The 25,951-nt window shown below is 56.7% G+C and carries 19 protein-coding genes and 3 pseudogenes; 20 read left to right on the top strand and 2 right to left on the bottom strand.

All coding sequences use genetic code 11. The features are described 5' to 3' along the window. The first annotated feature begins 54 nt into the window (after window positions 1-54). The 10 genes and pseudogenes from P9272_RS27320 to P9272_RS27275 form a co-directional block, all read left to right on the top strand. The gene (locus P9272_RS27320) at window positions 55-1,161 is read left to right on the top strand and encodes an ABC transporter substrate-binding protein (protein WP_063169315.1); all 1,107 of its coding nucleotides are present in this window, start codon (window positions 55-57) and stop codon (window positions 1,159-1,161) included. 190 nt (window positions 1,162-1,351) lie between these two features. Continuing rightward, window positions 1,352-2,440, top strand: a complete 1,089-nt coding sequence (locus P9272_RS27315; protein WP_224570037.1) for an ABC transporter ATP-binding protein — start codon at window positions 1,352-1,354, stop codon at window positions 2,438-2,440. A 20-nt stretch (window positions 2,441-2,460) separates the two neighbouring features. Further along, on the top strand, window positions 2,461-4,239 hold the full coding sequence (locus P9272_RS27310; RefSeq protein WP_063169314.1) for an ABC transporter permease subunit: 1,779 nt from the start codon (window positions 2,461-2,463) through the stop codon (window positions 4,237-4,239). A gap of 93 nt (window positions 4,240-4,332) precedes the next feature. After that, window positions 4,333-4,506, top strand: a complete 174-nt coding sequence (locus tag P9272_RS27305; protein ID WP_164548525.1) for a hypothetical protein — start codon at window positions 4,333-4,335, stop codon at window positions 4,504-4,506. Between the two features lie 319 nt (window positions 4,507-4,825). Then, window positions 4,826-5,821, top strand: a complete 996-nt coding sequence (locus P9272_RS27300) for a succinylglutamate desuccinylase/aspartoacylase family protein (RefSeq protein ID WP_063169313.1) — start codon at window positions 4,826-4,828, stop codon at window positions 5,819-5,821. 453 nt (window positions 5,822-6,274) lie between these two features. After that, a complete protein-coding gene (locus P9272_RS27295; RefSeq protein ID WP_063170371.1) occupies window positions 6,275-7,528 on the top strand; it encodes a methylaspartate ammonia-lyase in 1,254 nt (417 codons plus the stop codon). Window positions 7,529-7,539: 11 nt separating this feature from the next. Next, window positions 7,540-8,691 carry a CaiB/BaiF CoA-transferase family protein gene (locus tag P9272_RS27290; protein ID WP_063169312.1) on the top strand — a complete coding sequence of 384 codons (1,152 nt, stop codon included), beginning with the start codon at window positions 7,540-7,542 and terminating at the stop codon, window positions 8,689-8,691. 133 nt (window positions 8,692-8,824) lie between these two features. Continuing rightward, window positions 8,825-9,727: a CoA ester lyase gene (locus tag P9272_RS27285; RefSeq protein ID WP_210326668.1), complete on the top strand. Its 903-nt coding sequence runs from the start codon at window positions 8,825-8,827 to the stop codon at window positions 9,725-9,727. 24 nt (window positions 9,728-9,751) lie between these two features. Next, window positions 9,752-9,876 (top strand): annotated as a pseudogene (locus P9272_RS27280) (integrase core domain-containing protein); the annotation flags it as partial. 958 nt (window positions 9,877-10,834) lie between these two features. After that, window positions 10,835-10,971: pseudogene (locus P9272_RS27275) on the top strand (IS3 family transposase); the annotation flags it as partial. Between the two features lie 48 nt (window positions 10,972-11,019). Here P9272_RS27275 and P9272_RS27270 read toward each other — a convergent pair. Further along, the gene (locus tag P9272_RS27270) at window positions 11,020-11,367 is read right to left on the bottom strand and encodes a transposase (RefSeq protein ID WP_063169310.1); all 348 of its coding nucleotides are present in this window, start codon (window positions 11,365-11,367) and stop codon (window positions 11,020-11,022) included. Between the two features lie 1,485 nt (window positions 11,368-12,852). Here P9272_RS27270 and P9272_RS27265 point away from each other — a divergent pair. The 10 genes and pseudogenes from P9272_RS27265 to P9272_RS27220 all read left to right on the top strand — a co-directional run bounded on the left by P9272_RS27265 (window position 12,853) and on the right by P9272_RS27220 (window position 25,405). Further along, the gene (locus tag P9272_RS27265) at window positions 12,853-13,254 is read left to right on the top strand and encodes a hypothetical protein (protein WP_063169309.1); all 402 of its coding nucleotides are present in this window, start codon (window positions 12,853-12,855) and stop codon (window positions 13,252-13,254) included. Between the two features lie 167 nt (window positions 13,255-13,421). Next, window positions 13,422-14,348 (top strand): LysR family transcriptional regulator, encoded by a 927-nt coding sequence (locus tag P9272_RS27260; protein ID WP_063169308.1) that lies wholly within the window; start codon window positions 13,422-13,424, stop codon window positions 14,346-14,348. A 193-nt stretch (window positions 14,349-14,541) separates the two neighbouring features. Then, window positions 14,542-15,975 (top strand): NAD-dependent succinate-semialdehyde dehydrogenase, encoded by a 1,434-nt coding sequence (locus P9272_RS27255; protein WP_063170369.1) that lies wholly within the window; start codon window positions 14,542-14,544, stop codon window positions 15,973-15,975. 27 nt (window positions 15,976-16,002) lie between these two features. Further along, a complete protein-coding gene (locus P9272_RS27250) occupies window positions 16,003-17,526 on the top strand; it encodes a fumarate hydratase (RefSeq protein ID WP_063169307.1) in 1,524 nt (507 codons plus the stop codon). Window positions 17,527-18,019: 493 nt separating this feature from the next. Continuing rightward, entirely contained in the window at window positions 18,020-18,517 is a 498-nt protein-coding gene (locus tag P9272_RS27245) for an Lrp/AsnC family transcriptional regulator (RefSeq protein ID WP_063169306.1), read from the top strand. A gap of 1,402 nt (window positions 18,518-19,919) precedes the next feature. Next, a complete protein-coding gene (locus tag P9272_RS27240) occupies window positions 19,920-20,780 on the top strand; it encodes a DUF4231 domain-containing protein (RefSeq protein WP_063169305.1) in 861 nt (286 codons plus the stop codon). Window positions 20,781-20,789: 9 nt separating this feature from the next. Continuing rightward, window positions 20,790-21,296, top strand: coding sequence for a TIR domain-containing protein (locus P9272_RS27235; protein ID WP_063169304.1), 507 nt, complete (start codon window positions 20,790-20,792; stop codon window positions 21,294-21,296). Between the two features lie 483 nt (window positions 21,297-21,779). Beyond that, a pseudogene (locus P9272_RS27230) lies at window positions 21,780-22,200 on the top strand (transposase); the annotation flags it as partial. 190 nt (window positions 22,201-22,390) lie between these two features. Then, the gene (locus P9272_RS27225; RefSeq protein ID WP_063169303.1) at window positions 22,391-23,797 is read left to right on the top strand and encodes an aminotransferase; all 1,407 of its coding nucleotides are present in this window, start codon (window positions 22,391-22,393) and stop codon (window positions 23,795-23,797) included. 870 nt (window positions 23,798-24,667) lie between these two features. Beyond that, the gene (locus P9272_RS27220) at window positions 24,668-25,405 is read left to right on the top strand and encodes a LuxR family transcriptional regulator (protein WP_082826574.1); all 738 of its coding nucleotides are present in this window, start codon (window positions 24,668-24,670) and stop codon (window positions 25,403-25,405) included. Window positions 25,406-25,580: 175 nt separating this feature from the next. Here the strand turns inward: P9272_RS27220 and P9272_RS27215 are convergent. Further along, a partial coding sequence (locus P9272_RS27215) for an integrase core domain-containing protein (protein ID WP_278162965.1) occupies window positions 25,581-25,951 on the bottom strand: 371 nt, incomplete at its 5' end.

The raw sequence follows: 25,951 nt of genomic DNA, 5'->3' as shown, positions 1-25,951 counted from the left end.
AAGCAAAACAACCTTGGCTAATCAAGGCTGAGATCACAAGAAGAGGGTAACGACATGAAATACGAAATAAATCGCCGACGATTGCTGCAGGCGACATCGACCGCCATGGCGGCTGGCGCTCTGTCTTCAATTGCGGGCCGCGTTGCGGCCCAAACACCCAACCAGATCAACGTAGTGCTAGGCGGCGGCGATTGGGGAAAGGCTAACATTGAGGCTTACGCTAAGCCATTTGAAGCTGAGACCGGTATCAAGGTCAACCCAATCACCGACGACATGGGTATGGGACAGGTCGAGTTGATGGTAAAATCGGGCAATGTCACGGTAGATGTCGGGGCGCTTACGCAAGGGTCCGGCTTGGTCGCAGCTAAGAAAGGAATTCTTGAAGAAATTGATTACTCCTTGTTCAGGAAAGAAGAGCTAGACGGAATTTATGAATTTGCCAAGCAACCGTTTGGCGTGGCAAATTTGATTTACTCATATAATATGGTATATAGCACAGACGTATTCCCAGCTGATAAACCCCGGCCGACAAACTGGGCTGAATTCTGGGATGCTGATAAGTTTCCCGGCGTTCGCACCTTGGTGTCCGGCCAGTTTGGTTCAGAAGGACCCTGGGAAGAGGCCCTGTTAGCGGACGGTGTATCTCCCGATAAGCTCTACCCGATGGATATCGACCGGGTGTTTGCCAGTTTGGACAAAATAAAGCCGCACATCCGTAAGTGGTGGAGCAGCGGATCAGAGATTCAACAGATGTTGCATGATAAGGTCGTTGACATCGCTCAATCGTATGACGGAAGAGCTCTACTGTTGATCGATCAGGGCGCCGCGACGGAGATCAATCGAAACCAGGCGAAGCTGCAGTGGGATTATTGGGTCATTCCAAAGGGTTCACCCAACGCGAAGGCTGCGCAGAAGTTTATCGAATTCGCCACTCGCGCGGAACGTCAGGCAGCATTTTGCCAATTGTTTCCTGAGGGACCAAGCAACGGCAATGCGTTCAAACTTCTTCCCGAGAAAGTTGCGCGCAAGCTCCCTACCCACCCAGATTACATCAAGAGCAGCGTTTCCATCAACGGCAAATGGTACAATGAGGTAGGCCCCAGCGGTGTTTCCAACACTGAGATGCTTATCCAGCGGTGGAATGAGTGGATCCTGCAGTAGGGTTGGTTGAAGTGCGAAAGTCCGGTCGGGGTAACTCCATACCGGGCTAAAGTCGAAACTGATGCTGAAAATGTGACGGGGAGCGGGGTAGCCCACTAGCCTCTCCGCTCACGGCATCGGGTACGACGGCAGAAGGTACGGCAAATGCCTGCTAATGCACGCCAGCGATGGTGGAGGAGCCACAGTGAACATGCACGCAATGAATACCGCCCCCCGTTCGGAAGTTGACGCTGCAGATGTGAACCAATCGGTGCCACAAATTCAGTTCAGCAGTGTTACCAAGATGTACGGGAGTGTTCCGGCGGTCAGGGATCTGTCGCTGACCGTGCGTCGCGGCGAGTTCTTGACGATTCTCGGCCCGAGCGGCTCGGGTAAGACCACTACCCTGATGCTCTTGGCCGGCTTTGAGGCCCCGAGTTCGGGTGATATTATGATCGCCGGCCATTCAGTGGCTTCGGTCCCGTCCTACCGGCGCGATCAAGGAATTGTGTTCCAGAGCTATGCGCTGTTCCCGCATCTCACAGTGGCTCGAAACCTGGAATTCCCTCTCGAAATGCGGGGCATGGCTCCCGATCAGAGGAAGGTTCGGGTAGCCCGTATGCTTGAGCGCGTGCATCTAGGGGAATTCGGCGGTCGCATGCCATCCCAATTGAGTGGCGGTCAGCAGCAGCGCGTGGCGCTAGCCCGCGCGCTGATTGCCGATCCACCCTTCCTATTACTTGATGAACCGCTTGGCGCACTCGACCGTAACCTGCGTGAGCAGATGCAGATCGAGATGAAGAGCTTGCACAAGGAGTTCGGTATCACGACGGTGTGCGTTACGCATGACCAGGAGGAGGCGCTTACTCTGTCAGACCGGATTGTTGTAATGCGCGCAGGACGTGTCGAGCAAATCGATACACCAGAGGCCCTCTATGATCGGCCATCATCGTGCTTTGTCGCTAAATTTCTGGGTGAGGCGAACATTCTCGAGGATGCCTTGTTGCTGGCCAGAGGGGGCAACGCGCCGCAAATCGGCACCGTTGCGATGATAAGGCCAGAGCGCATCAGTGTACTTCCGAAGACTGCGGAGTGGGCTCAAACGGACCAGCGGCAATATGTTGCCGGTGCGGTCGACGATATGATTTTTGCCGGCCCTCTGCGAAAATACCATGTTCGCGTTGGCAACAATGTTCTCATCGTCCGGGAACATGTCGCGGCAGACCAACCTGTTTTCCAGCCAGGCGAGGAGGTTTGCCTCACGTGGCTGCGGTCAGACATTCGCTTCGTTTCGCCATAAGCGATTGATAAGGGATATCCATGAAGCTTTTGCGCAGAATGGCCAAGGTGCCACTTGGGTTAACCGCGCCCGCGTTCGCGCTTTTGCTTGTGGTTTTCGGTGCCCCTATAACCTTGCTTTTCCTAAGCAGTGTCAATGCCCCCGATTTCTCGTTCCAATACTACGGAGCGTTTTTCGCCCAGCCAGCTAATGTGCGGGTGCTCTTTCAAACGATAGAAATAAGTCTGGTCGCAACTGCCATCTGCTTAATCGTAGGCTATCCAACCGCGTATCTGATCGTCACGGCATCCAAGACTCTGCGCATGACGCTCATCGCTCTCGTGATCATCCCCTATTTGACCAGTGGGCTGGCGCGTACCTACGCATGGATTGTTATTCTTGGGGATCGCGGGGTCATCAACAACATCTTGCTGGACGTCGGATTGATCGATCGACCTCTGCAACTCATCTATAACCGAACCGCGGTCTATATTGGCATGGTCCACATCATGCTGCCGATGATGATACTTCCCTTGGTTAGTGCGATGATGGGGATCGATCGGTCCTTGATGGCTGCTGCACGCAGTATGGGAGCGGGACCTTTCACCGCTTTCAGGCGTGTATTTCTCCCCCTTAGCATTCCAGGCGCACGGAGTGGCTCGCTCCTAGTTTTTGTGTTCTGCCTAGGATTCTATATCACGCCGGCGGCACTTGGGGGATTGCGCGATGCCATGCTTTCAACCTTCATTGCGGCCGAGGTGAATAGCTCGTTCGATATTCCGCGCATTGCCGCTGCGTCCTTCATCCTTCTCGGGTTTGCCATTGTGGTGCTTTCCATGGTCGGGCTTGACCTCTCCGGCAAACAAGAGCAAAGCCAAACTCGAGCTCCGAAGGGCTCGATGTCCCGACTACCCATTGTTCTTGTTATCAAACGAAACTTCAGCGAAATTCTGCGTCCCTATCGTGTCAAACGGTGGACGGGACGGCGCTACGTGCCTGGGGCGGAAAGGCGATGGCCTAAAGTCGTCGCGATCGTTTTTATCGTTTTGGTGATGGCCTTTCTTTTATTCCCAGGGATAATCGTTGTCATCATGTCGTTCAGTTCCGGGGCATTTTTGCAATTTCCGCCTTCGGGCCTGTCGCTTCAATGGTATCGCTCGTTTTTCGGCGATGCATCTTGGAGCGGAGCAGCTTGGACCAGCGTCGAGATTGGTGTCGAGGTAGCTGTTATTTCTACTCTATTGGGAACACTTGCTGCTTTCGGATTGAGCCGAATAAGCGCAAGACTTCGCGGCGTGCTGACAATGATCATAATCACGCCTATCACCTTTCCAGTTATCGTGGTCGGTATCGCGACTTATCTGGGTCTCATCCAGATTGGTCTAATCGGCACAAAGGGTGGTATCGCCCTCGCTCACAGTATCGGCGCTGTTGGAATTGTGGTGGTGATCGTTTCTGCGACGTTGGCCAACTTCGATCGGACGTTAGAGCAGGCGGCCAAGAGTATGCGTGCCGGACCACTGCAAACGTTTTTTCGCGTAACACTGCCGTTAATCAGGCCGGGAGTGATCGGCGGCGCCATGTTCGCATTCCTCCAGTCATTCGATGAAGCGGTCATAACGTCTTTGGTCGGCGGTCTGTCGGTGCGGACGTTGCCCTTGAAGATGCTGGAGAATATCCGCCACCAAATCGACCCGACGATTGCTGCAGTCGCTTCTCTTTTGATGCTTCTGCCTTTAATCTGGATGCTTGTCCTCTATGCCGTCTGGTGGCGTTCTCGACCGAGCATGCAGCGAACATTACAGGAAGCCGCTGCCTAACTGGCGTGGCAGATCCACTTCCTGATGATGCGTCCGACCTATTCCTACGGACTGGCGACAAGCATCTGTTCGGGGCTTCAACGGGCGGATAAAATGGCCACCTGGTCCAAAACGGAAACCAGTAAAGCTCTTGCAATTATCATCTGGCACATGCGGATCAAGGATTCGGACTATGTCTGGGATCGGCCGGCCTTGCTCGCCAGCAAGCTCAGACCTGCCGATCCTCTTGCTGCGCGCCAGGATGGAATTCGAGGTCAACGGCGCTGACCGGATCGCACAGATCCTTCGCCCGTCTGAACAACGAACAGCTAGCCAACGTCAACCGGCTGATCGCGCGATTTCTGAAATCGGCTACCCACCGCGACTTTGACCTTCCTCCTCCCTTAGTGCACCGGGATCAAGGTGACGAACCAAGGGACAGGTCAGCAGAGCGAGCCCTGGTCATCTGAAAACGCGATGGTGCCGTCTCGGACATTATATTGGCGAAGTGGTGACCGCGTGTGCATAGTTCCAGGCGAAAAAAATAGCCGTGTACAAGACCATATGCCCGGTCAAAGTCGCCAGATCACCCGCAATAGGTTAAGCAATGAACGAAGCACCACATCTTACGTTTGATCTCGATGCGCATGGCGTGAGCAGAGGACACCTCGTTGTGCCGGGAGGCGCCGACCATGAAGAGTTCTCGCTTCCGGTTTTTAGTCTTAATAAGGGCGATGGACCGCGCCTTCTTATCACCGGTGGGAATCATGGCAATGAAATGGAGGGGCCATTAGTCGCGCGGCGGCTTATCGAGTGGCTGCCACAAGCGCAAACCAGTGGTAGGATCATCGTGCTGCCAGTGCTTAATCCATTGGCAGTTCAAGCATGGAGCCGCAATACTCCGCTTGATGGTTTGAATCTGAACCGCGTGTTTCCGGGCCGTGCCGACGGGTCTGTTACGGAACGAATCGCGGATGCGGTTTCACGCGTATTGTTGCCAAATGCCGACATCGTTTTCGATCTGCACAGCTTCGGCCCAACGTGGGATTTTCCCCCGGCGGTCATCACGCATCCAATTGCTGATGCGGATCTCATGGCTAAGACGCTCGCAATGGCAGCGGCATTTAAGCTGCCCGTAACATTGCTCTGGCAACATGACGACACGGCTGGGATGTTCGACAGTTGGGCACATAGCCTAGGGAAGGTATTCGTTTGCGCGGAATTCGGCGGTGGTACGGTTAGCGCAGAAGCTCTAGCGATTTATGAAGCTGGAGTTCGCAACGCGCTCGTTATGCTTGGACTCGTCGAAGGAAAAGTCGAGGACGTGTCTTTCCGTAACAAAAGGTCCAGTCAGACCCTTGAGACGCTGATATCAGACGAGTTGAAATCGCCCGCGCAGGGTATCTTCGAACCTCGCTGCTCTGTGTTGGATGAAGTGAGGTCGGGAGATCTTATAGGTATCCTACACTCTATGGATTCTGTTTCCGCTCCGTCCATTGACATCCGAGCGCCTGGGCCATCAATCGTCCTAGCCATAGGATCGGGCGCGCATGTCGACCGCAATGAAGGGGTAGCCATCCTTGCGCGGCCGCTGCATAACTAGAGGTACAGATTAGCCGCGCCTTGGCCAGCTGTAGTAACTCCGGTATGAAGGCACTGGCCTCGACTGGAGCTTATAGGCCAGCTCCTCGGATCGATCAGCGGCTGATCCTGTCTTCCAAAATCATGCCAAAAAGATTGCTTGATCCTTGATCGCTTGGTTTATACTAACCATGGTTGAAAGTGGCGGTCCGAGATGGGAGCTGGCCGGACGGATTGATCGCCTAGCTTCTGTTATGGAAGCAGGGGCGACGATCCGGCGCACCGCGACCAAGAGGGGAGGCGGACGGTGCCGTCCCCGCTGACGCCCGTAAAACAACTTTATCGTATCTTAAAACGAGATGGGCACGTTCGGGGCTTTATATTGGCAAAACCGATTCCGAACGGGGCATAACTTAGGACAGAGCGCGCAAATCCGGCCGCAGCTCATAGCTTGGCCAAACTCGAGTATAATTCAGTGCAGATCAAAGACGTCATTCTCACGCCCGGCAACGGCGCCTTCTTTTATGACGATCAAGCTGCCATTAGGGCAGGGGTTGGCCAGGACGGTTTTGTTTACGTCGGCGAGCCATTGACGCCCGGCTTCCGTGATATCCGTGTTCCGGCAGCTTGCTTAAGCGTCGGGCTTGTCCTGGAAGACGATATGGTCGCCTGGGGCGATATGATGGGAGTGCAATACTCAGGGGCTGGCGGGCGTGACCCCCTGTTTGACGTCGGAGCCATCATGGATCTCACGTCACGTGTTGTTGTCCCGCGGCTCTTAAACATTGATGCGTCCAGCTTTTTGACAGCCTGCTCCAGTGTCTTCGATCTCCATACTGGGAAACGACTCCCACTATGCATCGAATATGGGGTCAGCCAAGCCCTTTTAAGCGCTGCTGCCCATGCTGCGCGTCGTACCATGGCGGAGGTGGTTTGTTCGGAATTTTGCCTATCCATGCCGCATCGTCGTGTCCCAATTTATTGCCAGAGCGGTGATGCGCGCGAAATCAATGTCGATAAAATGATCCTGAAGGGGGTGGATGTGATCCCGCATGGCCTCATCAACTCGCGTAGCAAATTCGGCGTTGGGGGAGAAACCTTTCTGGATTTCGTCAAATGGGTGGCGCACCGCGTCAAGCAAATCGGCCAACCAGACTATTCTCCGGTGCTGCATTTCGATGTGTACGGCTGGATCGGTATGGAGATCGGGCTCGACGTCCAGCGCATCGCCGACTTCATCAGTAAGGTTGCTGACGCGGTTCCGGAGTTCACGGTGAATATCGAATCGCCAGCCGACTTCGGGTCTACGCCGGCGCAGGTCGAAAATTACGGGCAGATCGTCGGCATTCTGAATGCGCGCGCGTCACGTGCGCGCATCGTTGTCGATGAACGCTGCAACACCTTAGAGGATGTGCGTCTGTTTGCGGAGGCTAAGGCGACCCATCTCGTGCAGATCAAGACGCCGGACGTGGGCTCGATCGCCGACAGCGCCCGTGCGGTGCTTCTGTGCAAAGAGAACAACGTGGACGCCTATGTGGGAGGCAGCTGCAGCGAGACGGATCTCTCCGCGCGAGCGACGGTTCACATTTCGGTGGCAACACAGGCGGACATGATGCTCGCGAAGCCTGGCATGGGCATCGACGAAGGTCTTTCCATTGTAGGCAACGAACAAAATCGGTTGCTCGCCATGCTTGATCGGCGTCGGGCACAAAACCTGAAAGCCGCGTAGGAAGCGCCCTGATGCTAAACAGTCTCAAGGACATCACGGTTGTGGCGGTCGAACAGGCCGTTGCAGCTCCCTACGCATCGTCTCGCCTTGCTGACGCAGGCGCCCGGGTGATCAAGGTCGAAAGGCCCGAAGGGGACTTTGCCCGAAACTACGACAAGCTGGTGCGGGGGCAGAGCGCGTACTTCGTCTGGCTCAACCGGGGTAAGGAGTCGGTCTGTCTAGACCTGAGGTTGGAGGCGGATCGCGCCGTCCTCGACACGCTCATTGCCAGTGCTGATGTCTTCATCCAGAATCTAAAGCCGGGCAGCATAGAAAAACTGGGGTTCGCGTCCGCTGATCTGCGTCGACGATATCCGCGGCTGATCACCTGCGACATTTCTGGTTTCGGGGAGTCAGGGCCGTATTCCCATTTGAAGGCCTACGATCTGATCGTCCAGGCCGAAACAGGTCTATGCGCTATCACCGGCAACCAACAGGGGCCTGCGCGTGTAGGGGTCTCGGTTTGCGATATCTCGGCGGGCATGACAGCGCACAGCGCCATTCTTCAGGCACTGTACCACCGCGAGGTCACCGGCGAAGGGACCAGCATCCAGGTGTCACTGTTTGATGCCGTCGCCGACTGGATGAACGTGCCGGTTTTGCAAAATGATTACAGCGGCTACCAGACGGTACGCGCAGGCGTGAAACACCCGTCGCTCGCGCCGTATGGTGCCTATCGCTGTGCCGACGGCAAAGAGGTCATCTTTTCGGTTCAGAATGACCGCGAATGGGTGAATTTCTGCGAGAAATTCCTGAAGCAGTCCGGGCTCACACGCGCACCTGGTTTTGCTGACAATATGGAGCGCCTCGCTCATCGTGCGCAACTTGATGAGATCATTGAACAGCGGTTTTTTGAACTATCCTGCCACGATGCGATGCAGGAGCTCGAGGCGGCCGGCCTGGCATATGGCCGACTGAACGAAGTGGTGGATGTTTCAAAGCATCCACACATTCGCAGGGTGCAGGTTGGAACACCCGATGGAGCCGTCGAGACGATAGCGCCGGCGGCGATTTTCAACTCGGAGCTCCCCTCGCTTCGCCCAGTCCCGGCTCTTGGCTCTCATACCGAGGCTGTCCGCGAGGAGGTGCGGGCGCTTTTGCGCGAAAGAGCCGCGTCAGCGTGAGCGCGCGTTTCAGTAAGGTGAGACTGCTCGCGGTTTACAAAATGCCTGTGTACCTCGGATCATTTCAGCGCACCGGCCGCCTAGAAAGCTCACTGGCAGCGCCCGCGCTAAAATCGGCCGCAAAGGCGTCTCCATGATCAAGGACACCTTTGCGGCCGTTGAAGGCGCGATGTCTGTACCGCGCTGGAGATCCCTGCTCTTCGTTCCTGTTCACGTTCCGCGCTTTGTAGAGACGGCCCATGAGCGGGGCGCAGATGGCGTCATTCTCGACCTGGAGGATTCCGTGCCCCAGGATCGGAAAGGAGAGTCACGGCAGCAGCTTCCTGAATGCGTGGCAGAGGTGGGCCGGAAAGGCGCATCTGTTTTGGTCCGCGTGAATCATGGTCTGCGCGCCTTGGCGGCCGATCTCGATGCAGCCGTGATGGCGGGTGTTGACGCACTGGTTCTTCCGAAGACGGATTCGGCAGAGTGGGTTATAGAGATCGCGAATGCGGTTTCGGAACTAGAACGTGAAAGAAATCTTCCGCAGGGAGGCATCCGGTTCCTTGCCCAGATTGAGACCCCGGGCGCCTTGCAAAGGCTTGCGGCCATTGCGTCGGCGCATCCAAGGATGGTCGCAATGGCGCTTGGCCCTGAAGACTTCAGCGCCGCTGTTGGCGGCGCCCCAGGATTCGACCTTCTTTTGACGCCGAACCTTTCTGTTCTGTTTGCCGCCCGCGCGGCCGGCTTGCTCCCGCTGGGCTTCATAGGAAGCATCGGCGAGTTCTCGGACACGCATAAACTTCGTGAGGCCGCGGTGCGGGCGCGGCGGCTTGGCTTTGCCGGAGCTTTGGCGATCCATCCGACACAGGTGGCCATATTCAATGAGGCTTTCTCGCCAAGCGCCCAGGAGCTCGAGTGGGCCCATAAAGTTGTCGCGGCGGCAAATGATGCCGCCACGCGTGGACTGTCCGCATTCTCGTTGAATGGCAAAATGATAGATCCGCCAGTGGTGCGGCGCGCCCACGAGATCCTGATTCTTGTGGGCAACAACTGACTGGCCTGTTATCAGCGGCTGAACAGGAGCGAATGGCACTACACCGCGCCGGGCAAGCCGATGCAAAATGGCTACGCGATTCCCTCAACGGCCGAATGCGAGACGAGCTGTTGAACGATGGCCTGTTCTTCGGCCTCGACCACGCCCGCAGTGCCACTGCCGAATGGAGGCAGGACCTAAATCCTGTTCATAACACTCATCTGTCTATGTCATTTGAGTGAATAGGTTTTGCTGATCTGGATGCGATCCCATGGGGTATTTTGGGTTTTGCCGCGCGCGATGAACGATGCGCTGAGCCGCCGGTTCGTCAAGCGTTGATCGGCTGAAGACCCATGGACCGTCCGGCAGAGGATGAACGCCTTCGATCGACGCGAGTCCACCGAAGGCGATGCAACGCGGCTCGCCATTGTCAAGCAGACCACGCCAGCAGGAATAGCGCGGAATGTTGTGCTTGGTTCCCGTGTAGCGGACCGTCAGCTCGCGGCCGCAGCGCCGGCAGCGGACAAGGTCGGCGAGCAGAGCGTCGCCATGCTTGGGCGCCCCGTGATGCCGGCTCGTGGGCACGTGGTCGCTCACCATCTTGCGGATCGCTTCCGCCTTTCCCAGCCGACGTAGCCTTCGTGTGCACCCGGAATCAGCGCCAGCATCTCGCGCCTTACGGCGGCTGCGCGAGCGAATGGCGGCATCTGCGCGGTCTGCGCGTCGTGCGGGTTGGAGAAGATCGAACTGATATGTCGTAGGCTGGCGCGGTATGGACCTCTCCCCGGTTCGCTTCGTGAGGACCCGATGCTGCGCCCGAATCCTCCAATTGCGATGGGGTGTGGGAATTGGCCGTCGGGTCCTGCAGCAGTGTCACCAAGACGCCAAGCGTTCTGGGATCGATATGTGGGGCAGGGCAATGCGCCACGCGGTGCAGACCGCGATCAAACATCCAGGCCGGAACTTCCAGCCACCGATCGGAGGCGTGGCGGGAGAGACTGCAGCGGAAAACCTCCCGGTCGGCGTTCTCGATCACCTCATGAACGTGAACACAACGCCCGGCCCAAGGATGCCACGGATAAAGAAACTTGCGTTCCTCGGTCCTGTGGGTGTTCTTTCCTGGTGTTGTTCAACACCGTGAGGCCGCATTCCTCGCTCGCTATTTGACCCCGGCGGTCTTCGCCGGAACCCTCGCCGCAACCGGCTCCGACGCTGCACTCAATGAAGGCTTCGCGCCTCCGCCCGTTGCTCAAACCGCGCCATAACAGAAACGGCCGAGGCTAATCGCCACTGGTTGAAAGTTCAGTGGCAGGTCAGAGGGTCTGGCTCGACGGCCTTAGCTTCAGGCTATCCGGCCAATCCCGGCGATCACCCAGCGACACGATGACTGACCAGTGCTCAGCGCCACCGCCGGAGCTGCAAAAAGAGTTGCGTATGATTGAGCGTTCGACCACGTTGCTGTCGATCTTGATATGGCCTCGTCCAGGATGCGCGAGAGGCGCTTCCCAGCGCGAGAGCGTGTAGGGGATCGCCGCTGTGAGCTTGGTCTTCTGACTGATTTGGCCGAGCTTCTCTAGCCGCCCTGGGTCCAGTGCCGTGATGGTTGAGCACTTTTTGCCTGCGTGCAGCAAGGCCTCGTTGGCCTCGGCTACGGATGTCATCCTCGATCTTTTAGAGTTCGCGGATCCTTCTTAGCGCCTCGATCGGGCGCGGCATGGCAGAAGGCGAGCGTGAAGCCGCTTTTCGTCGGCCAGCAAGCGATGGCCCGCTATAGCCGTCGACCTGCAAGTTCCGGTAGAGAGCCTGCGAGATGAGCGATCGCACGCTGGGCCTTTTCGGTCCGGCGCATAGACATAAGACGCCCGGCGGTCCGCTCCCTCCCTAATCAGTCATCGCGGGCATAAATCCAGAGTAGGCCTGTCTTCGTCTTGCCGACCCCGGAACGAGCACCGGCGCGGTCGTCGCACGTCGGCGAAGAGTTTTGGCGAGGACTTCGGTTTTGCTAAAGCAACCGTTCATGGACCAGACGTAGGTGCCAGTCCGGCGCGGCCGACTACCGGCGCTGCCAGCAGCCTGGGCAAGCGAACCAAATTGTAGCCCGCCAAGTTATGCCGCGCCCGCGGTGGCACATCCTCGCAGCTTGACCTTGGCCATGCCGTCTGAGGTCTTGACTGACCGAACCCTCCTCTGACCCCTTAGGGCAGTGCTGACTGAGATCATAGCCCGGATGGCGCTTCGTGCGGTCATCGATCGCTATACGCGAGGCTTGTTGCTTTCTGCTCAAATGGGCGTTGAAGGCAACGCGCGGCGTGATCTTGCTCTTTGCAGGTCCTTGACTGGCGCGTCCTAGGCTTCGCCAGCGCCAGTCGATGCGCCGTCGCGGCGTCTGCGGTCCAACATAGCGAGAGCGGCATCACGCTCGCCTGTGCCAGGCCTGGGTATGAAACTTTCCAGTCAAGCCGGATTGGCCAGCACCTGGGTGCATAACCAACCTGTTGTCGCGGCTTCATTAGCATGAGGTGCCCGGAAACGAAGATACGTATGGACCCCGCCCCGCTTTCCAATTGAGCCTAGGGGCTGCTGATTCCTTCTTCGCCAAGGGTCGTGAACGGCGTGATCGACCAATGGATTAGGTTGATGGGACGATGAGTGTCGCCTCGGTCGAGCAATGGTGGATGAAACTGCGATGACATGTCCGATAGGATCTCTGTAATCGCCCTGCCTGACGCCCTGCCTTCAGGTTTTCGACATAAAATTTCACCTCGGTCACACCTGATCTTAATGTCGCCAGCGATCTAATCCAGTGTGCCAGGAATGAGGTACCGTACGGCCGCACTGCGAGAATGCCTTCTTCGCAAATCCCAGTCCTCGCCGTGACTGCTAGGTGCAATACTGCAAGCCAGCTGAACCAATTGAGGATCTGTCCCCTCATCGAGGCGCGGATTGACTTGGATGACGACGGGTCCAGGCTTCGTCCACGGAGTTCAATGTTCGTTGGCCCAGCTGAGGCCGTGAGCTTGCAAGCAATTCTGTGACACGTTGACGATACGATCATGCTCGTCATTAGTCAGCAGGGTTGGTTGGACAATTCACCTCTCGGAAGAGGAAATGGGGTGGCCGGCCGAAGTCCGCCAGCGGCAATAGCAATGACCTCCTTTCCCATCTTGTTAGCGCCGCTGGTTGCAATGGCGCTTGGTACTGAAGACTTCAGTGCAGCTGTTGGCGGTGCCCCAGAACTCGACCTGCTTTTGACGCCGAACCTTTCCGTTCTGTTCCCCATGCGGCAGTCTCGGCTCGATAGGAAGCATCGGCGATTCTTAGACAATGATAACTTCGTGGGGCCGCAGGCGATCCATTTAAACATCGATGGGGCTTTTCACCAAGCGCACAAGAACTCGAGGGACCCGTCGTGTCCTCGCGGCGAAAAAGATGCGACGGCGCAAGGCAAAGGCGCGTTCACATTGGACGGGAAGATGGTCGATCTACCGGTTATTCGAAGGGTCCGAGAAATCATCTCCATGGATCAGGGCGCCGAGTTGGCCGGTTGAAGCCTCGGCGGGTTGGGTCCATTCTGGACACATAGGTTACGGTTTTGGTCAAACCACACTGAGATGACACGACAGTTAGGCGTCATGTCGCTCTGCAATTATTGCTGTCGCGCCATCACATTTCGAGATAGATTACATCATTGCAGTCCGCCCTCGGAAGAGTACCCGTGGAAATCAGGCAGTTAAGATACTTTGTTGGCGTGGTCGAAGCAGGCAGTTTCACGAAGGCCGCTGGCTTTCTGAATGTCGCCCAGAGTGCGCTGAGTCTGCATGTGCGCCAATTGGAGGAAGGCTTCGGCACTCAGCTGCTGATACGCGACAGGACCGGCGTGAGCGTGACGGCGTCAGGAGCCAAACTCCTGGAGCGGGCGCGGGCGATTCTCAAAGAAATTCGAATTACCGAGGTGGAATTGACCAACACAGCCGCTTCCCCCGCCGGGGAGGTGACTATTGGCATTCCGTCTGGAGCTGCTCGCGTCCTGAGCGGTCCGCTGCTTGAGACGGTAAGACACGAACTGCCCAAGGTGTCCCTCAAGATGGTCGAGGGTATGACGGGACCGCTAGAGGAATGGATGGCGGCTGGACGCTTCAATCTGGCGGTTCTGTACCGCACTGCGGACAGTGTGGGGCGAATGACTGTGCTAGCGCGCGAAGACCTTTGTCTGGTGGTTCCGTCCGGCGAGCCACCGTTTGAAGATGCGATATCTCTGGCCGACCTGCATGCATTCCCCCTGGCGGTTCCCATGCGCAACAACAATGTCAGGCGTTCGGTGGCTGATGTCGTCGCACAACACGGTTGCGCGATGGACGTCAAGTTTGAAGTGGACTCGCTCTCAACGATCATCAACATGGTCGTAGAGGGAAAAGCGCATTCTATTCTCGCCCCGTCTGCCGTTCAGAAAGAAGCCTCTCAAGGGCTGGTCCGGACGGTCAAGATAGTCGATCCGGTAATTACCCGCTCCGTGGTGCTTGCTGTAAATCCCAAAGATGAGCGTTCTGCGGCCGTTTCTGCGGTCCGCAAGCTCATTCCGAAGGTCGCCAGAGAATTGATTGAGAGCCGGGGCTGGGTAGCATCGGCTCCTGACGCGACCTGAGAACCATCGATCTGTAAACAACGGCATGACTTCCTTCCTGTCGGAACAGATCGATCTGGATTCCAGATGGATTTAGGCACTAATCGATATTTGACCCGCTGCGACCATCGCGATGAAACTGGCTCAAGCGAGCTCAGCGGCTTCGAAAATTGAAACGGCGCTCGCATGGCCAGAATCACAAGTGGAGCCCGCGATGTCCCACGCCAGGAGCTACGAGCTCTTCATTAATGGCAAATGGCGAGCCGGTGGTAGCCGAGCCACTTTGCCGGTGATCAACCCGGCGACGGAGAAGGTATTTGCCTCAGTGGCCTCGGCTACGGTTCCAGACTTGGATGAAGCTCTTGCTTCGGCAGAACGCAGCCGCAAGGCGTGGTCCTCACGCCCCGCCAAAGAGCGTGGCGAGATCCTCGTCTCTGCCGCCAGCAATCTGGCTGAGAAAGCTGGCGCCGCAGCCAGGGACCTGTCGTCCGAACAGGGAAAGACGATTGCCGAAGCAACAGGAGAGTACGCGCGCGCAGTCGAAACGCTGGAATGGAATGGCCGGCATGCCGATGAGTTGTCGACCCCGATTCCGTTGGGTCCGAACAGGATGATCGTCCCGGAGGCCCTCGGTGTCGTCGCTGCCTTTACGCCGTGGAACTATCCAGCCGTTCTCATCGCCCGCAAGCTCGCCCCCGCGCTGGCGGCAGGCTGCCCGGTGATCCTCAAAGGGGCCGAAGAGACGCCAAGCGTGGCTGTCCATGTCGTGGAATCTTTGCGTCAAGCAGGGATACCGGAAGGCGTGGTCAACCTGGTGTTCGGTGTTCCTGTGCATATATCACGGCATCTGCTCAGTTCGCCAATTGTCAAAGTCTTGACGTTCACGGGGTCGACCGCTGTTGGGAAACAGCTGGCCACACTGGCCGCGAATAATCTGCAGCGCTGCATCCTTGAGCTCGGTGGACATTCCCCGGTTATTGTGTGCGAAGATGCCGACCTGGCAACGGCGATACCGGCTATTTCGGAATACAAATTCGAGTGCGCGGGCCAGAGTTGTAATGCGCCCAGCAGGATTCTTGTCGCCCGATCCCGCTATGAGGAATTCCTGTTCCGGATGACGGAGGCGGTCCGAAAAATCAGGATCGGTCCACCGGATGACCCTGCAACGCAGATGGGTCCCATGGCAAACGCGCGGCGAATCGAGGCCATGCAACGCCTGACCAAAGATGCGGTAGAGGGCGGCGCCCAAATCGAGACCGGTGGCATCCCCCTTGACCGACCGGGGTTTTACTGGCCGCCAACCATCCTGACTGGCGTACCGAAGGAAGCGAGAGTGCTTCATGAAGAGCCGTTCGGACCAATTCTCACCGTGGCTCCTTTCGATACGATCGAAGAGGCGATCGATGAAGCCAACGCCACGGAGTACGGTCTGGCCGCCTACTTGTTTACTGGCGCGGCCGATACGCAACAGAGGCTTGTGGGCGGTCTTTCTGCGGGCGCTGTTAGTGTGAATTACCTGAAAGGGGTTTCCGCTGATGCCCCTTATGGAGGAGTCAAACAAAGCGGCTATGGATATGAAGGCGGCGAGCAGGGGGTGCGAAGCTTCCAGATTCTGAAAATGGTCAATGGCCTCGGTTCATTTGGATAAAATCCGGTGGGAAACAGAACACGGACCATGGCCGGTAGCGACATCACAAGGAGCGTCGCCGACGCCCTTCAGTACATCTCGTACTATCATCCTCCAGATTATATCCGGTCTCTTTCTCACGCATACACGCGAGAACAGAGCCCGTCGGCGAAGAATGCCATAGGTCAGATTCTGCTGAACTCCCGCATGGCGGCCTTTGGGCGGCGCCCGATTTGTCAGGACACCGGACTTGTGGTTGTCTTCGCAAAGGTCGGCATGGATGCCCGCATTAAGTCAACAGCCAGTTTCGCGGATCTTGTGAATGAGGGCGTACGTCAAGCCTATCTCGATCCGGACAATCCCCTTCGGGCATCGATCGTTGCGGATCCCCTCGCTAGACGGGTCAACACCCGCGACAACACACCGGCAGTTGTCCATGTCGACCTGGTGCAAGGTAACCAGATTGAGATCACCATCGCCGCGAAAGGCGGCGGGTCGGAGAACAAGGCACGTTTTACCACCCTCAATCCCACCGCCTCCGTTTCCGACTGGGTGGTCAATACCGTTTCGACCCTTGGCAGCGGGTGGTGTCCACCTGGACTGATCTCTGTCGGCATCGGTGGTAGCGCTGAAAAGGCGATGCTGCTGGCCAAGGAGGCCATGAACGAGCCCATAGATATGGCGGAACTGATCGCAAGGGGGGCGTCAAGCGCAGAAGAGGGGCTGCGGATTGAGCTTTATGAGCGGATCAACGCGCTTGGTATCGGCGCCCAAGGCCTTGGTGGTCTGACGACAGTCGTTGACGTCAAGGTTGCGACCTATCCTACTCATGCAGCGTCCAAGCCTGTGGCGCTCATCCCGCAATGCGCCGCCAACCGGCACCTGAAGTTTACTTTGGACGGCTCTGGACCCATCAGCCTCCAGCCGCCCGATTTGCGCGAATGGCCCGACATCGGAGCCGACGAATTGAACCCAGCCGGCGTCCGGCGGGTCAATTTAGATACGCTTACGAAGGAAGAGACGGCATCGTGGCGCTGCGGTGAAACGCTCCTGCTTTCTGGAAAGATGCTGACGGGCCGTGACGCTGCCCACAAACGAATGGTCGAACTGATTGATGCCGGCAAGCCGCTCCCAGTCGATCTGAGGGGCCGCGTGATCTACTACGTCGGTCCCGTCCGGGCAGTGAGGAATGAAGTCGTTGGACCCGCCGGTCCAACAACCTCCAGCCGCTTGGACGATTTTACGGACAAGGTGCTCGCCGAAACCGGCCTTTTCGCGATGGTGGGCAAAGCGGAGAGGGGACCGGCGGCCATCGCGTCGATTGTAAGACACAGAACGCCATACCTTGCTGCAGTGGGTGGCGCTGCGTACCTGATTTCAAAGTCGATTAAGGCGGCGCGGATTGTCGCCTTTGAAGACCTGGGCATGGAAGCCATCTATGAATTCGATGTGCAGGACATGCCCGTCGTCATGGCTGTCGATGTTGAGGGAAACTCCATTCACAATTCCGGGCCTCTTGAGTGGCGTAAGCGTATGGCAGCCGACAGCATCGCACGCAACATCGGTGTTTGAGTCTTTCCGGTTGGGCGATTTCGGCCAGACCCGAGCGCCAAATTATCGGGCAAGCCATAAGACGAGCGGCATTTGCGGTGCCCTGCGCCTCGGCGAGCCGGCCAAGCAAGGCCTTCAATTCACCCTAATAGTTGAATGTGCGAGTGAATACTGCATTGAGTATGCCGTCCATGCGATCGAGGGTCGAATGCAGTCGCGCGTCTATCAAGTACGGCAGCGAGATTCAAGAAAATCGGTTATCTATTTATCATGGTCTCCGCCGCCGCCGACTATTCTCTCCAGCTGCACCATTGCCCCGTTGGGCGTTGGGGCGATAGCCAAATTACTTCTGCAGCTTTTCTCAGCGGATCGCTCACCCTCAGCTGATTTTCGTACCCCATTCTGGCACATCTCGGGCCTGGAACGGATGCCTTCCACTGCTACATTCGCTCGTTTCAATTGATGATAGAATTGATCGGCACACAACGCGATGTCATCGCTGAGAGCATAGGTTATGAAGTCGAAACCCGATCCCGTGCAACTCGACAGTTGGGACCTGCGGATCCTCTCCGAAATTCAGGCAGACGGTCGGATTTCAAAAAGTGAGCTTGCAAAACGAGTTCATCTTTCGGCGTCCGCCTGTTCGGAGCGGCTCCGAGCACTCAAGGCCGCGGGGATTATTGAGGGATTTTATGCGCGGCTGAGTCCTGCCCTCATCGGCGGCATGATCTTTGTGATGGTGGAGGTCGTGCTGGATCGTCATCGTCTTGAGGACCAACGACACTTCGAAACTGCTATCCAAGACATTCCGGAAATCCTGGACTGCTGGGCAATTGGGGGGCGCGTGGATTATCTGATGCGGGTCGCATCTCGTTCTATGGCCGCCTATCAGGATTTCATGGAGGGACTGCTGCAGGCAGGCTTGGGGATTGATCAATACTATAGCCTTGTCGTCACGAAACCAGTGAAGTCCAATTCACCGATACCTTTGTCCGCCCTGAGGCAACGGTAACCCAAAAGCTAAGTTTCAACGGCGTTTGGCACGGATCCCGTAGATTCGTCGGCAAAAGGCACCCATTCCGACGAAACTCAAGGGACATTTGCGGTATACTAATTGCTGGAAAAAGGTGGCCGAGCGCTATCCGCCAGTTGATCGCGAGCAAGGACGATGCGCTTGAGCAATCTGGAACCGATCTATTCCAGGAGAGGATCGAAGCAGCCATCGGACGCACTTGCCCAGCACGGTTACGGCGAGAAGCCAAACCGGATCGTGCCTGGTTGAGGAGGCGTCCATATCTAAGATGCGAAGTGCCGAAAAATGCCTCTACCGCTACTTCAAGGGGGGAACTTTCGCCCTGGATTGGCGATCAGTGGCGATTGAGCTTAGTCGCGGTCAGCGCATCCGTGTAGGGGGCGAAATCTACAGCGAGGGTTTGGCAAGCCGACGGGTAGCGGGAGTGCAAGCTGGCCCGCTCGGCCTTGGCGACCAACCCGGCCCTCGACGCCTGCGGACATTCGGAGATCGCGTTTTTACGTCCTAAGTTCGTTGCTGTTCGAGATTAGGAGATCGTCTGTCCTGTTTGACATTGCTGGTCTCCGCAGCCTTCTAAGCGAGGAGCATGGCTGTGCCGGGATCGCGTAGGTGGGTGACAAGGCCGGTCACTCCTGCCACCCGACGTGGTCTTTGAGAAGGTGGAGGTTGCGCTACCGGCTGGAGAGCATGGTGCCAGTTTTCACAAGACAAGGGTCGCTTAATCGAATGGGCGTCAAGTTCATAGATTGCGAACAGATCATGGGGGGATTTGAATAGTGCTACTGACCGAGGCAGAGCTGAAAAGAGTTGCGAATGCCAGTCGAGGACATAGAGCCGCATCGATCGTTCTAAAGGAAGAGACGGCCGCAGCTACAGCCAGATCGTCATTCGACGTTTTTCTGTCACATTCTTTCAAGGACGCAGAGATCGTTCTCGGTGTGAAGCGAATTTTCGAGGAGCTTGGGTTCACTGCTTACGTAGATTGGGTCGAAGATTCACAACTGGACCGCACAAAAGTCTCCTCGGCCACCGCCGAGTTGCTGCGGACCCGTATGAGGCAGTCAAAGACGCTAATCTATGTGCATTCAAACAATTCTCCAGGATCCAGATGGATGCCTTGGGAGCTTGGCTTTTTCGATGGGTTTCGGACCGCGGTAGCGGTTCTGCCCGTGGCAAAAAATTCTTCGGAAACATTCTCCGGGCAAGAATTTTTGGGCCTATACCCTTACATTGATGGGACAGGACCTGCATTCCTGTTTATGAACAGAGGGACCGCGCCTCGCTCAAGAATAGGCTCTGTAAGCTCGACTGCTAACCTCACGTTTGCCAAATCCTGGCTTAAAGAATTTACCGCCACAAAATAGACTGGTGTGCTTCAAAAATGAAATATCCTGGACTCTATAATAGCGCCGACGTGGCATCCAACGAGCAGCAGGCGACGTTTCTGCGCCTGATCCGGGCAGAGTACGTTCTTCTTTTTTTAGCGTCGGTGCTCTCTTTGGACTTGTCGCCATCAAAAGCCTATTTCGGTGTCTATGCTGCGGTATTTCTTTGCTCAATGGGAGTCCTCATTTTCCGGTCGGTCACAAAGCCCGAGCAGGTCTGGTATCAGGCTCGAGCTCTGGCAGAGTCGGTGAAGACATTGACTTGGCGCTTCGCGATGCGAGCACAGCCGTTCGATGACGCGCGCGCCGCTGACGCCAGAGCTGATTTTCGAAAGCTCATGGAAGGTATCCTTGATAGCAATCGTCACCTTGGTAGCGCGTTGAGCGGCACCGATTCAGCATCCCCCCAAACAACCGACCAGATGATGTCGATAAGGGACTCCCCGCTAAAAGAAAGAAAAGACCTATATCTGCAGAGACGAATCTGCGACCAACGGAAGTGGTACGAGAAGAAGGCGCGCTCGAACAAGAGGTCCGCGAAAGTCTGGATGGGCCTTGGTATTTTTGCATACGCTCTGGGATTCTCGTTCATCGTAGTACGCATCGCTGACCCCGCGATGCCAGGCTGGCCGACCGAGCCGCTAATTGTCATCGCCGCCTCCCTTATTGGGTGGACCCAGATCAAGAAATTTAACGAATTGGCATCGGCTTACACGTTGACAGCTCACGAGATCGGCTTGACTGCCGACCTTATTACGGACGCCAACTCGGATGAGGCATTCTCCGCCGCGGTGAACGAAGCCGAACTGGCTTTCTCACGGGAGCACACCCAGTGGGTTGCTCGTCAAAACAACTAAGAGACAACAATGGCATACAGCGATCCGACCTATGTAATATTTGACGGCGATGAAGACGCTTGGGCATACCGCTTTATGAAAGGGTGGAACGCCAGCGAGAATGTGAGTTTTGAATTCGCGAACGCTCACGATCTGGACAATATGACGAGCCGAGCACAGGACGAAGATTATGTTAAACGCAATCTTCGCAACAGAATGAATGGATCGAGCCAGGTACTTGTCCTGATCGGTGAGAAGACGAAAAACCTTTTTCGCTTCGTGCGCTGGGAAATGGAATTGGCTCTTGATCTAGGTCTGCCGATAATCGCAGCAAACCTTAACGGCTCGCGGCAACAAGATGTGAGCTGTCCGCCTATCATCAGGGACAAATGTGTTGTGCACGTGCCGTTCAAGATGAAGGCCATCAAGCACGCGCTAGCCAATTGGCCGAGCGAATTTCATCGGCTTTCAAACGCTCAGCGTGGCGATGGCGCCAGGAGCTATGGCGAAAGCACCTATCGCGATCTCGGCTTATAATCGCCACCTAAAAGCACTTAGCCGCCCAAACATCCTCGCCATCCGCTGGCGGCGACTAGCCTTAGCAACGTCCGCCAGCGTGTTCCGAGCTTGCCGAGCGATGATAAGAAGAGCACGACGTCCGATTTGCTGAGTTTGGCTGAAAGCTGCAGGTCATGTGCAACCTATTAGAGGAGCCCCGCTCGAAGCGTCGGATCGTCAGACAAGATCATGTCGCGCGAGGGCGCTGGTTTCGCGAGGAAAAGGAGCGGCTGTTCGATGTTTGAGGCTTGATCCAGCGTTTCGAGACTGCACGAGCGGCCAGCATTGATGGAGGCAGCTTTTCAGGCCGCGCAATTCTGTCGGCTCGCCCCCTCCTGCGAGCCGCAGCTCGGCTCGCCCTGCGCAGCAACCACGAATTTGCGATCGCAAGAAAGGCAACACGCTGACGATAGAACTTGGCGGCGCTGGTCGGCTGCGAATCAAGATGTCAATGGCAAGGAGCTCTCGCCGCGCGTCTTTGCCGGGCCGAACCTTCTGGCTATGCTCCTTCGAGAAGTCTGCCGAGCACCAGCCGCCGCACCGCCAAAGCTATCAATATGCGCGAGGGCACGACCTCAGCCTCTCAGCGCTGGCCAACCAGGTTGGAGCCTGTGCCGCGGCACGGAACCCGCTGCCTGCTGATCGAGGCGAATGTGCTTTGCCCCTGATCACCTCATTACCACCCTTGGGAAGGGCAAGACCGATCCGGACCGTCAGAATGTAAGGGATGACCGGCAGTTCGGCGGAACATGGCCGCCGGCGCTCTATCGTGCCTCGCGCGGCCGGCGGGAACAGCGTCCCGAGCGCTATTCATCCGTCAATATCGCCCGCTAATCGGGCACTATGCTGGGCGCATGCGCGTCGTAAGCTGTTCGTGTTTGCAGGACGCGCCCCCGACCCTCGGCTAAGGCGAAGGTGACGCCTTAGTTTTCACGGCAATTCGGGCCGATCCCGCGAATTTCACGGCGAATAACCTGCATTCCCGAGAAACTCAAGGGACGTTTCCGGTATGCTATTTGCTAAACAGGTGGCTGGCCGAGTGCCCTCCGCCAATTTATCGCGAGGAGAGGGACATGCGCTTGAGCAATCTGGGAACCGAGCAACTCCGGGAGAAGGATAGAAGCTTCGTCTTCCATCCTTCTACGCATCTGGCCAAGCACAGCCGAGGCGAAACGCCAAATAGGATTATGGCCGGTGCGGAAGGCGTCTATATCTGGGACACCGAAGGCCGAAGGAGCCTCGACGGTTTCGGAGGACTCTACTGCGTCAACATGGGATATGGATGCACGGAGATCGCCGAGGCCATTGCCAGGCAAGCACACGAATTGCCGTTCGCGCACGTCTATGCCAGCCAAGGTACGGAGCCGGTCGCCCTGTTGGCAGAGGCCGTGGTCGAGTATTTCGGTCAGAACATGCGAAGGGTCTATTTCGGCCTCTCCGGTTCCGATGCCAACGAAACCAACATCAAGCTGGTCTGGTACTATAATAACATTCTTGGCCGGCCCGAAAAGAAAAAGATCATCTCGCGAAATCGCGGCTATCACGGGTCTGGATTGGTCACGGGTAGCCTAACTGGCCTTCCCTTCTTTCACAATTTCTTCGACCTGCCTCTGGATTTGGTGCGCCATACAACCACGCCGCACTATTACCGCCAGGCGCGTGTCGAGGAGAGCGAGGAAGCGTTCTCCCGGCGCTGTGCCGATGAGCTTGAAGCCTTGATCCTGGCCGAAGGACCGGAAACGGTTGCAGCTTTTATCGGAGAGCCGGTACTTGGGACAGGAGGTATTGTGCCGCCCCCCAAAGGGTACTGGACGTCCATTCAAGCGGTGCTCGACAAATACGATATCCTTCTAATCGCGGATGAAGTGGTCTGTGGCTTCGCGCGAACCGGCGAGAAGTTCGGTTCCCACCTGTATAACATGCGTCCGGATTTCGTGACCATCGCAAAGGGTTTGAGTTCCGCCTACCTCCCCATCTCCGGGTCAATCATTGGCGACCGTGTCTGGTCGGTTTTGGAACAAGGAACTGAGAAGCACGGCGCACTCGGCCACGGCTGGACATATTCGGGGCACACGCTTTGTGCCGCAGCCGCGCTCGCCAATATTCGACTGCTTAAAGAAAAAAATATTCTGGAGCATGTCCGCGATGTTGGACCGTATTGGCAAGACCGGATGAAGGCCGAGCTGGCGGGACATCCCATCGTTGGTGAAGTTCGCGGAGTGGGTATCCTGTCGGCCGTAGAGATGATGCGGGACCCAAAACAAAGGATACCATTCGAACCCGACCTTCAGGTCGGGGTGCGCACTGCAGCTGCTCTGTTTGAGAATGGTGTCATCGGACGGGCCATGCCGCATGGCGACATCCTCGGTTATGCCCCCCCCCTGATCATTACCCGAAAAGAGATCGACATCATTGTCGACGCGACGGTAAAGTCGGTCGATACCACCTATCGCGCGCTGAAGGCCGAGGGTGCCGTATGATTTTGCGATCGCGAAGGAGCGAGTCCGGAGGCAGGCATGTCCCTGCGCGCTACTGCGCCGAGCAGACCCAAAACTGTTGAATTCCAGATATCTGATCTTGAGCATGCTCCGGGCTATTTCAGTCACGATTTGTAACCGAATCAGTTCTGCCGCCGCTGTCCTGTTGCCCAACGACCAGGACCTCTGTGCGGCGCGCCCTGCGGGTGTACCTCCCCGCCGGCAGGGCGCCCTTTTTGACCCACGTAATCAGTATCATTATGGCCCGTGCGGGATCGAGGGTCTGGTAAAGGTCATCTGCACGTTCCGATGCAGATTGAGCTTAGACGTGCCCTTTACATCATTGCAGCGGGCCATAATCATTGCGGTGAATTTTATCACGTCAGGTATATAGAAGGACGATACTCACACGCCACCCCGTTCACAAGGAAAGGCATTTTAATATTGTTGAGACGATTTGCCTATCAAAGAAAAGAAAGCATCGCAACACTTCTTTGCGGATCACGGCGCCCCGGGTGGGGGATGAGCGGCTATCCGAATTGTTATGCTAATGCCGACCCAAATTCCTGCAAAAGCTGGGGTCAATGATGGCTTTTGGTCAGCGCAGGATGATTTCTCCTGATTTGGTCGGTGCAGGGGCGGTCATGATTTAATGCATGGAGATTCTCTGATTGAGCTGTTGAGATCATGAGGCGTCTGCCAGACGCCCATCGGGTGAGCCCAGCATGATTGGGATGACCGACGAAGATCGAAAGTGTGGCAGCATTCTGGAGCCCGGTCAGCCCAGCGACGCCCGCGAATTCAATCACGTTTGTCGGGACATACACGACGCAGCCGGAAGGCGTGCAGAAAGAGGAAGAATCGAGCGCGACGATGACGAGGCACATGCCACTTGTTTTCGAGACATTCCTTGAAAGACTGTCACAGAGTATCGATGAGGCAGATTTCCGGGATGCCATGGCTGAGGCGGCCGGACGACTTGACCTAATCTTCTTTGCCTACCTCTCCTTGCCAGCACGGCCTTCCGGCAAACCGAGGTTAATTTCAAACTATCCACCCCGCTGGACCAGACAGTATCTGGAAAATCAGTATGAGAAACTCGATCCTGTGGTCTTGCGTGCTCGAAATGGCGGCTGCCCGTTTCACTGGGGATCGAATTTGGGAGGCGATAAAATGTCGCCGGCTCAACAGCAGCTATTCGATGAGGCGGCTCAATTCAGCATCTGCTGCGGTTTGACGATCCCAATTGTCGATCTCCGCGGCCGCATCGCTGCGGTTACTTTTGCCGCCGATGAGCCTCGTCCAGTATTTCTTCGGGTCGCTGAGCGGTACGAACAAGCTCTTCAACTGATGGCGGCCTGCTTTCATCGTTGCGTTCGCCGCAAATTGCCGAGCGATCGAACAGTGGATGGGGTTTCGCTGACATCCCGCGAATATGAGTGCCTGAGGTGGGCAGCGCGGGGTAATTCAGCCTGGGTGACCGGCCGCATCTTGGGTATCAAGCCACGCACGATCGCTTTTCATTTGGACAATGCCAAGAAGAAGCTAGGCGTGCGAACCCAAAATCAGGCTATAGCCCTTTTGGGGTCCGAAGGGTCCTCAATTGTCTGAGAAGCTTTTTGATCCCCTTGTGCTCGGGCCATTCGATCGCGCGCTTTGTATCGAGCGTTGACTGGATGCCGAGATCTTCTGTTCCGCCGGCTCGGGCGATGCAGCCGTATTCTTCCAGTCCGCGCCGGTGATCATAGTCTATGGGTGCTCGAGCGGGTGTGTCGTCGCTGACGAGCTAGTTGTGGAGCCTCAACAGGTTGTCCTCGGTTAGAGCGAGGCGACTGATAGGTGTTTTGGACTTTAGGCTCCCGTGGGGACGGTGCCAATTGTATCTGTGCAGCCAGACCGGCAACTCTGCGGCGCGGTGATCTGAAGTCGGATAAGCGATGGCATAAGCCCATTCGCGCAGTGCTGTCTGGATGAAGCGCTCGGCCTTGCCATTGGTCTTGGGTGTATAGGGTCTTGTCCTGACGTGCTTGAGGCCGAGATCGCGGCAGGCCTTGGCGAAGGCCTTTGATCTGTAGCAGGAGCCGTAGCACCTGCGGAATGAAGGAGCGGCGGCGGCCGAGACAGCGGTGCGCGCAGCTTTTCGCTGCAGGCGCGCAC

The organism is Mesorhizobium sp. WSM4976 (assembly GCF_029625685.1).
Classification (GTDB): Bacteria; Pseudomonadota; Alphaproteobacteria; order Rhizobiales; family Rhizobiaceae; genus Mesorhizobium.
The sequence above is the reverse complement of the archived record's forward strand: the minus strand, read 5'-3'. Positions and strand labels throughout refer to the sequence as shown.

Coding starts and splice junctions, on each gene's coding strand:
- P9272_RS27320 (WP_063169315.1), top strand. CDS start 55: ATGAAATACGAAATAAATCGCCGACGATTGCTGCAGGCGACATCGACC.
- P9272_RS27315 (WP_224570037.1), top strand. CDS start 1,352: ATGCACGCAATGAATACCGCCCCCCGTTCGGAAGTTGACGCTGCAGAT.
- P9272_RS27310 (WP_063169314.1), top strand. CDS start 2,461: ATGAAGCTTTTGCGCAGAATGGCCAAGGTGCCACTTGGGTTAACCGCG.
- P9272_RS27305 (WP_164548525.1), top strand. CDS start 4,333: ATGGCCACCTGGTCCAAAACGGAAACCAGTAAAGCTCTTGCAATTATC.
- P9272_RS27300 (WP_063169313.1), top strand. CDS start 4,826: ATGAACGAAGCACCACATCTTACGTTTGATCTCGATGCGCATGGCGTG.
- P9272_RS27290 (WP_063169312.1), top strand. CDS start 7,540: ATGCTAAACAGTCTCAAGGACATCACGGTTGTGGCGGTCGAACAGGCC.
- P9272_RS27285 (WP_210326668.1), top strand. CDS start 8,825: ATGATCAAGGACACCTTTGCGGCCGTTGAAGGCGCGATGTCTGTACCG.
- P9272_RS27270 (WP_063169310.1), bottom strand. CDS start 11,367: ATGACATCCGTAGCCGAGGCCAACGAGGCCTTGCTGCACGCAGGCAAA.
- P9272_RS27265 (WP_063169309.1), top strand. CDS start 12,853: ATGACCTCCTTTCCCATCTTGTTAGCGCCGCTGGTTGCAATGGCGCTT.
- P9272_RS27255 (WP_063170369.1), top strand. CDS start 14,542: ATGTCCCACGCCAGGAGCTACGAGCTCTTCATTAATGGCAAATGGCGA.
- P9272_RS27250 (WP_063169307.1), top strand. CDS start 16,003: ATGGCCGGTAGCGACATCACAAGGAGCGTCGCCGACGCCCTTCAGTAC.
- P9272_RS27245 (WP_063169306.1), top strand. CDS start 18,020: ATGAAGTCGAAACCCGATCCCGTGCAACTCGACAGTTGGGACCTGCGG.
- P9272_RS27240 (WP_063169305.1), top strand. CDS start 19,920: ATGAAATATCCTGGACTCTATAATAGCGCCGACGTGGCATCCAACGAG.
- P9272_RS27235 (WP_063169304.1), top strand. CDS start 20,790: ATGGCATACAGCGATCCGACCTATGTAATATTTGACGGCGATGAAGAC.
- P9272_RS27225 (WP_063169303.1), top strand. CDS start 22,391: ATGCGCTTGAGCAATCTGGGAACCGAGCAACTCCGGGAGAAGGATAGA.
- P9272_RS27220 (WP_082826574.1), top strand. CDS start 24,668: ATGACGAGGCACATGCCACTTGTTTTCGAGACATTCCTTGAAAGACTG.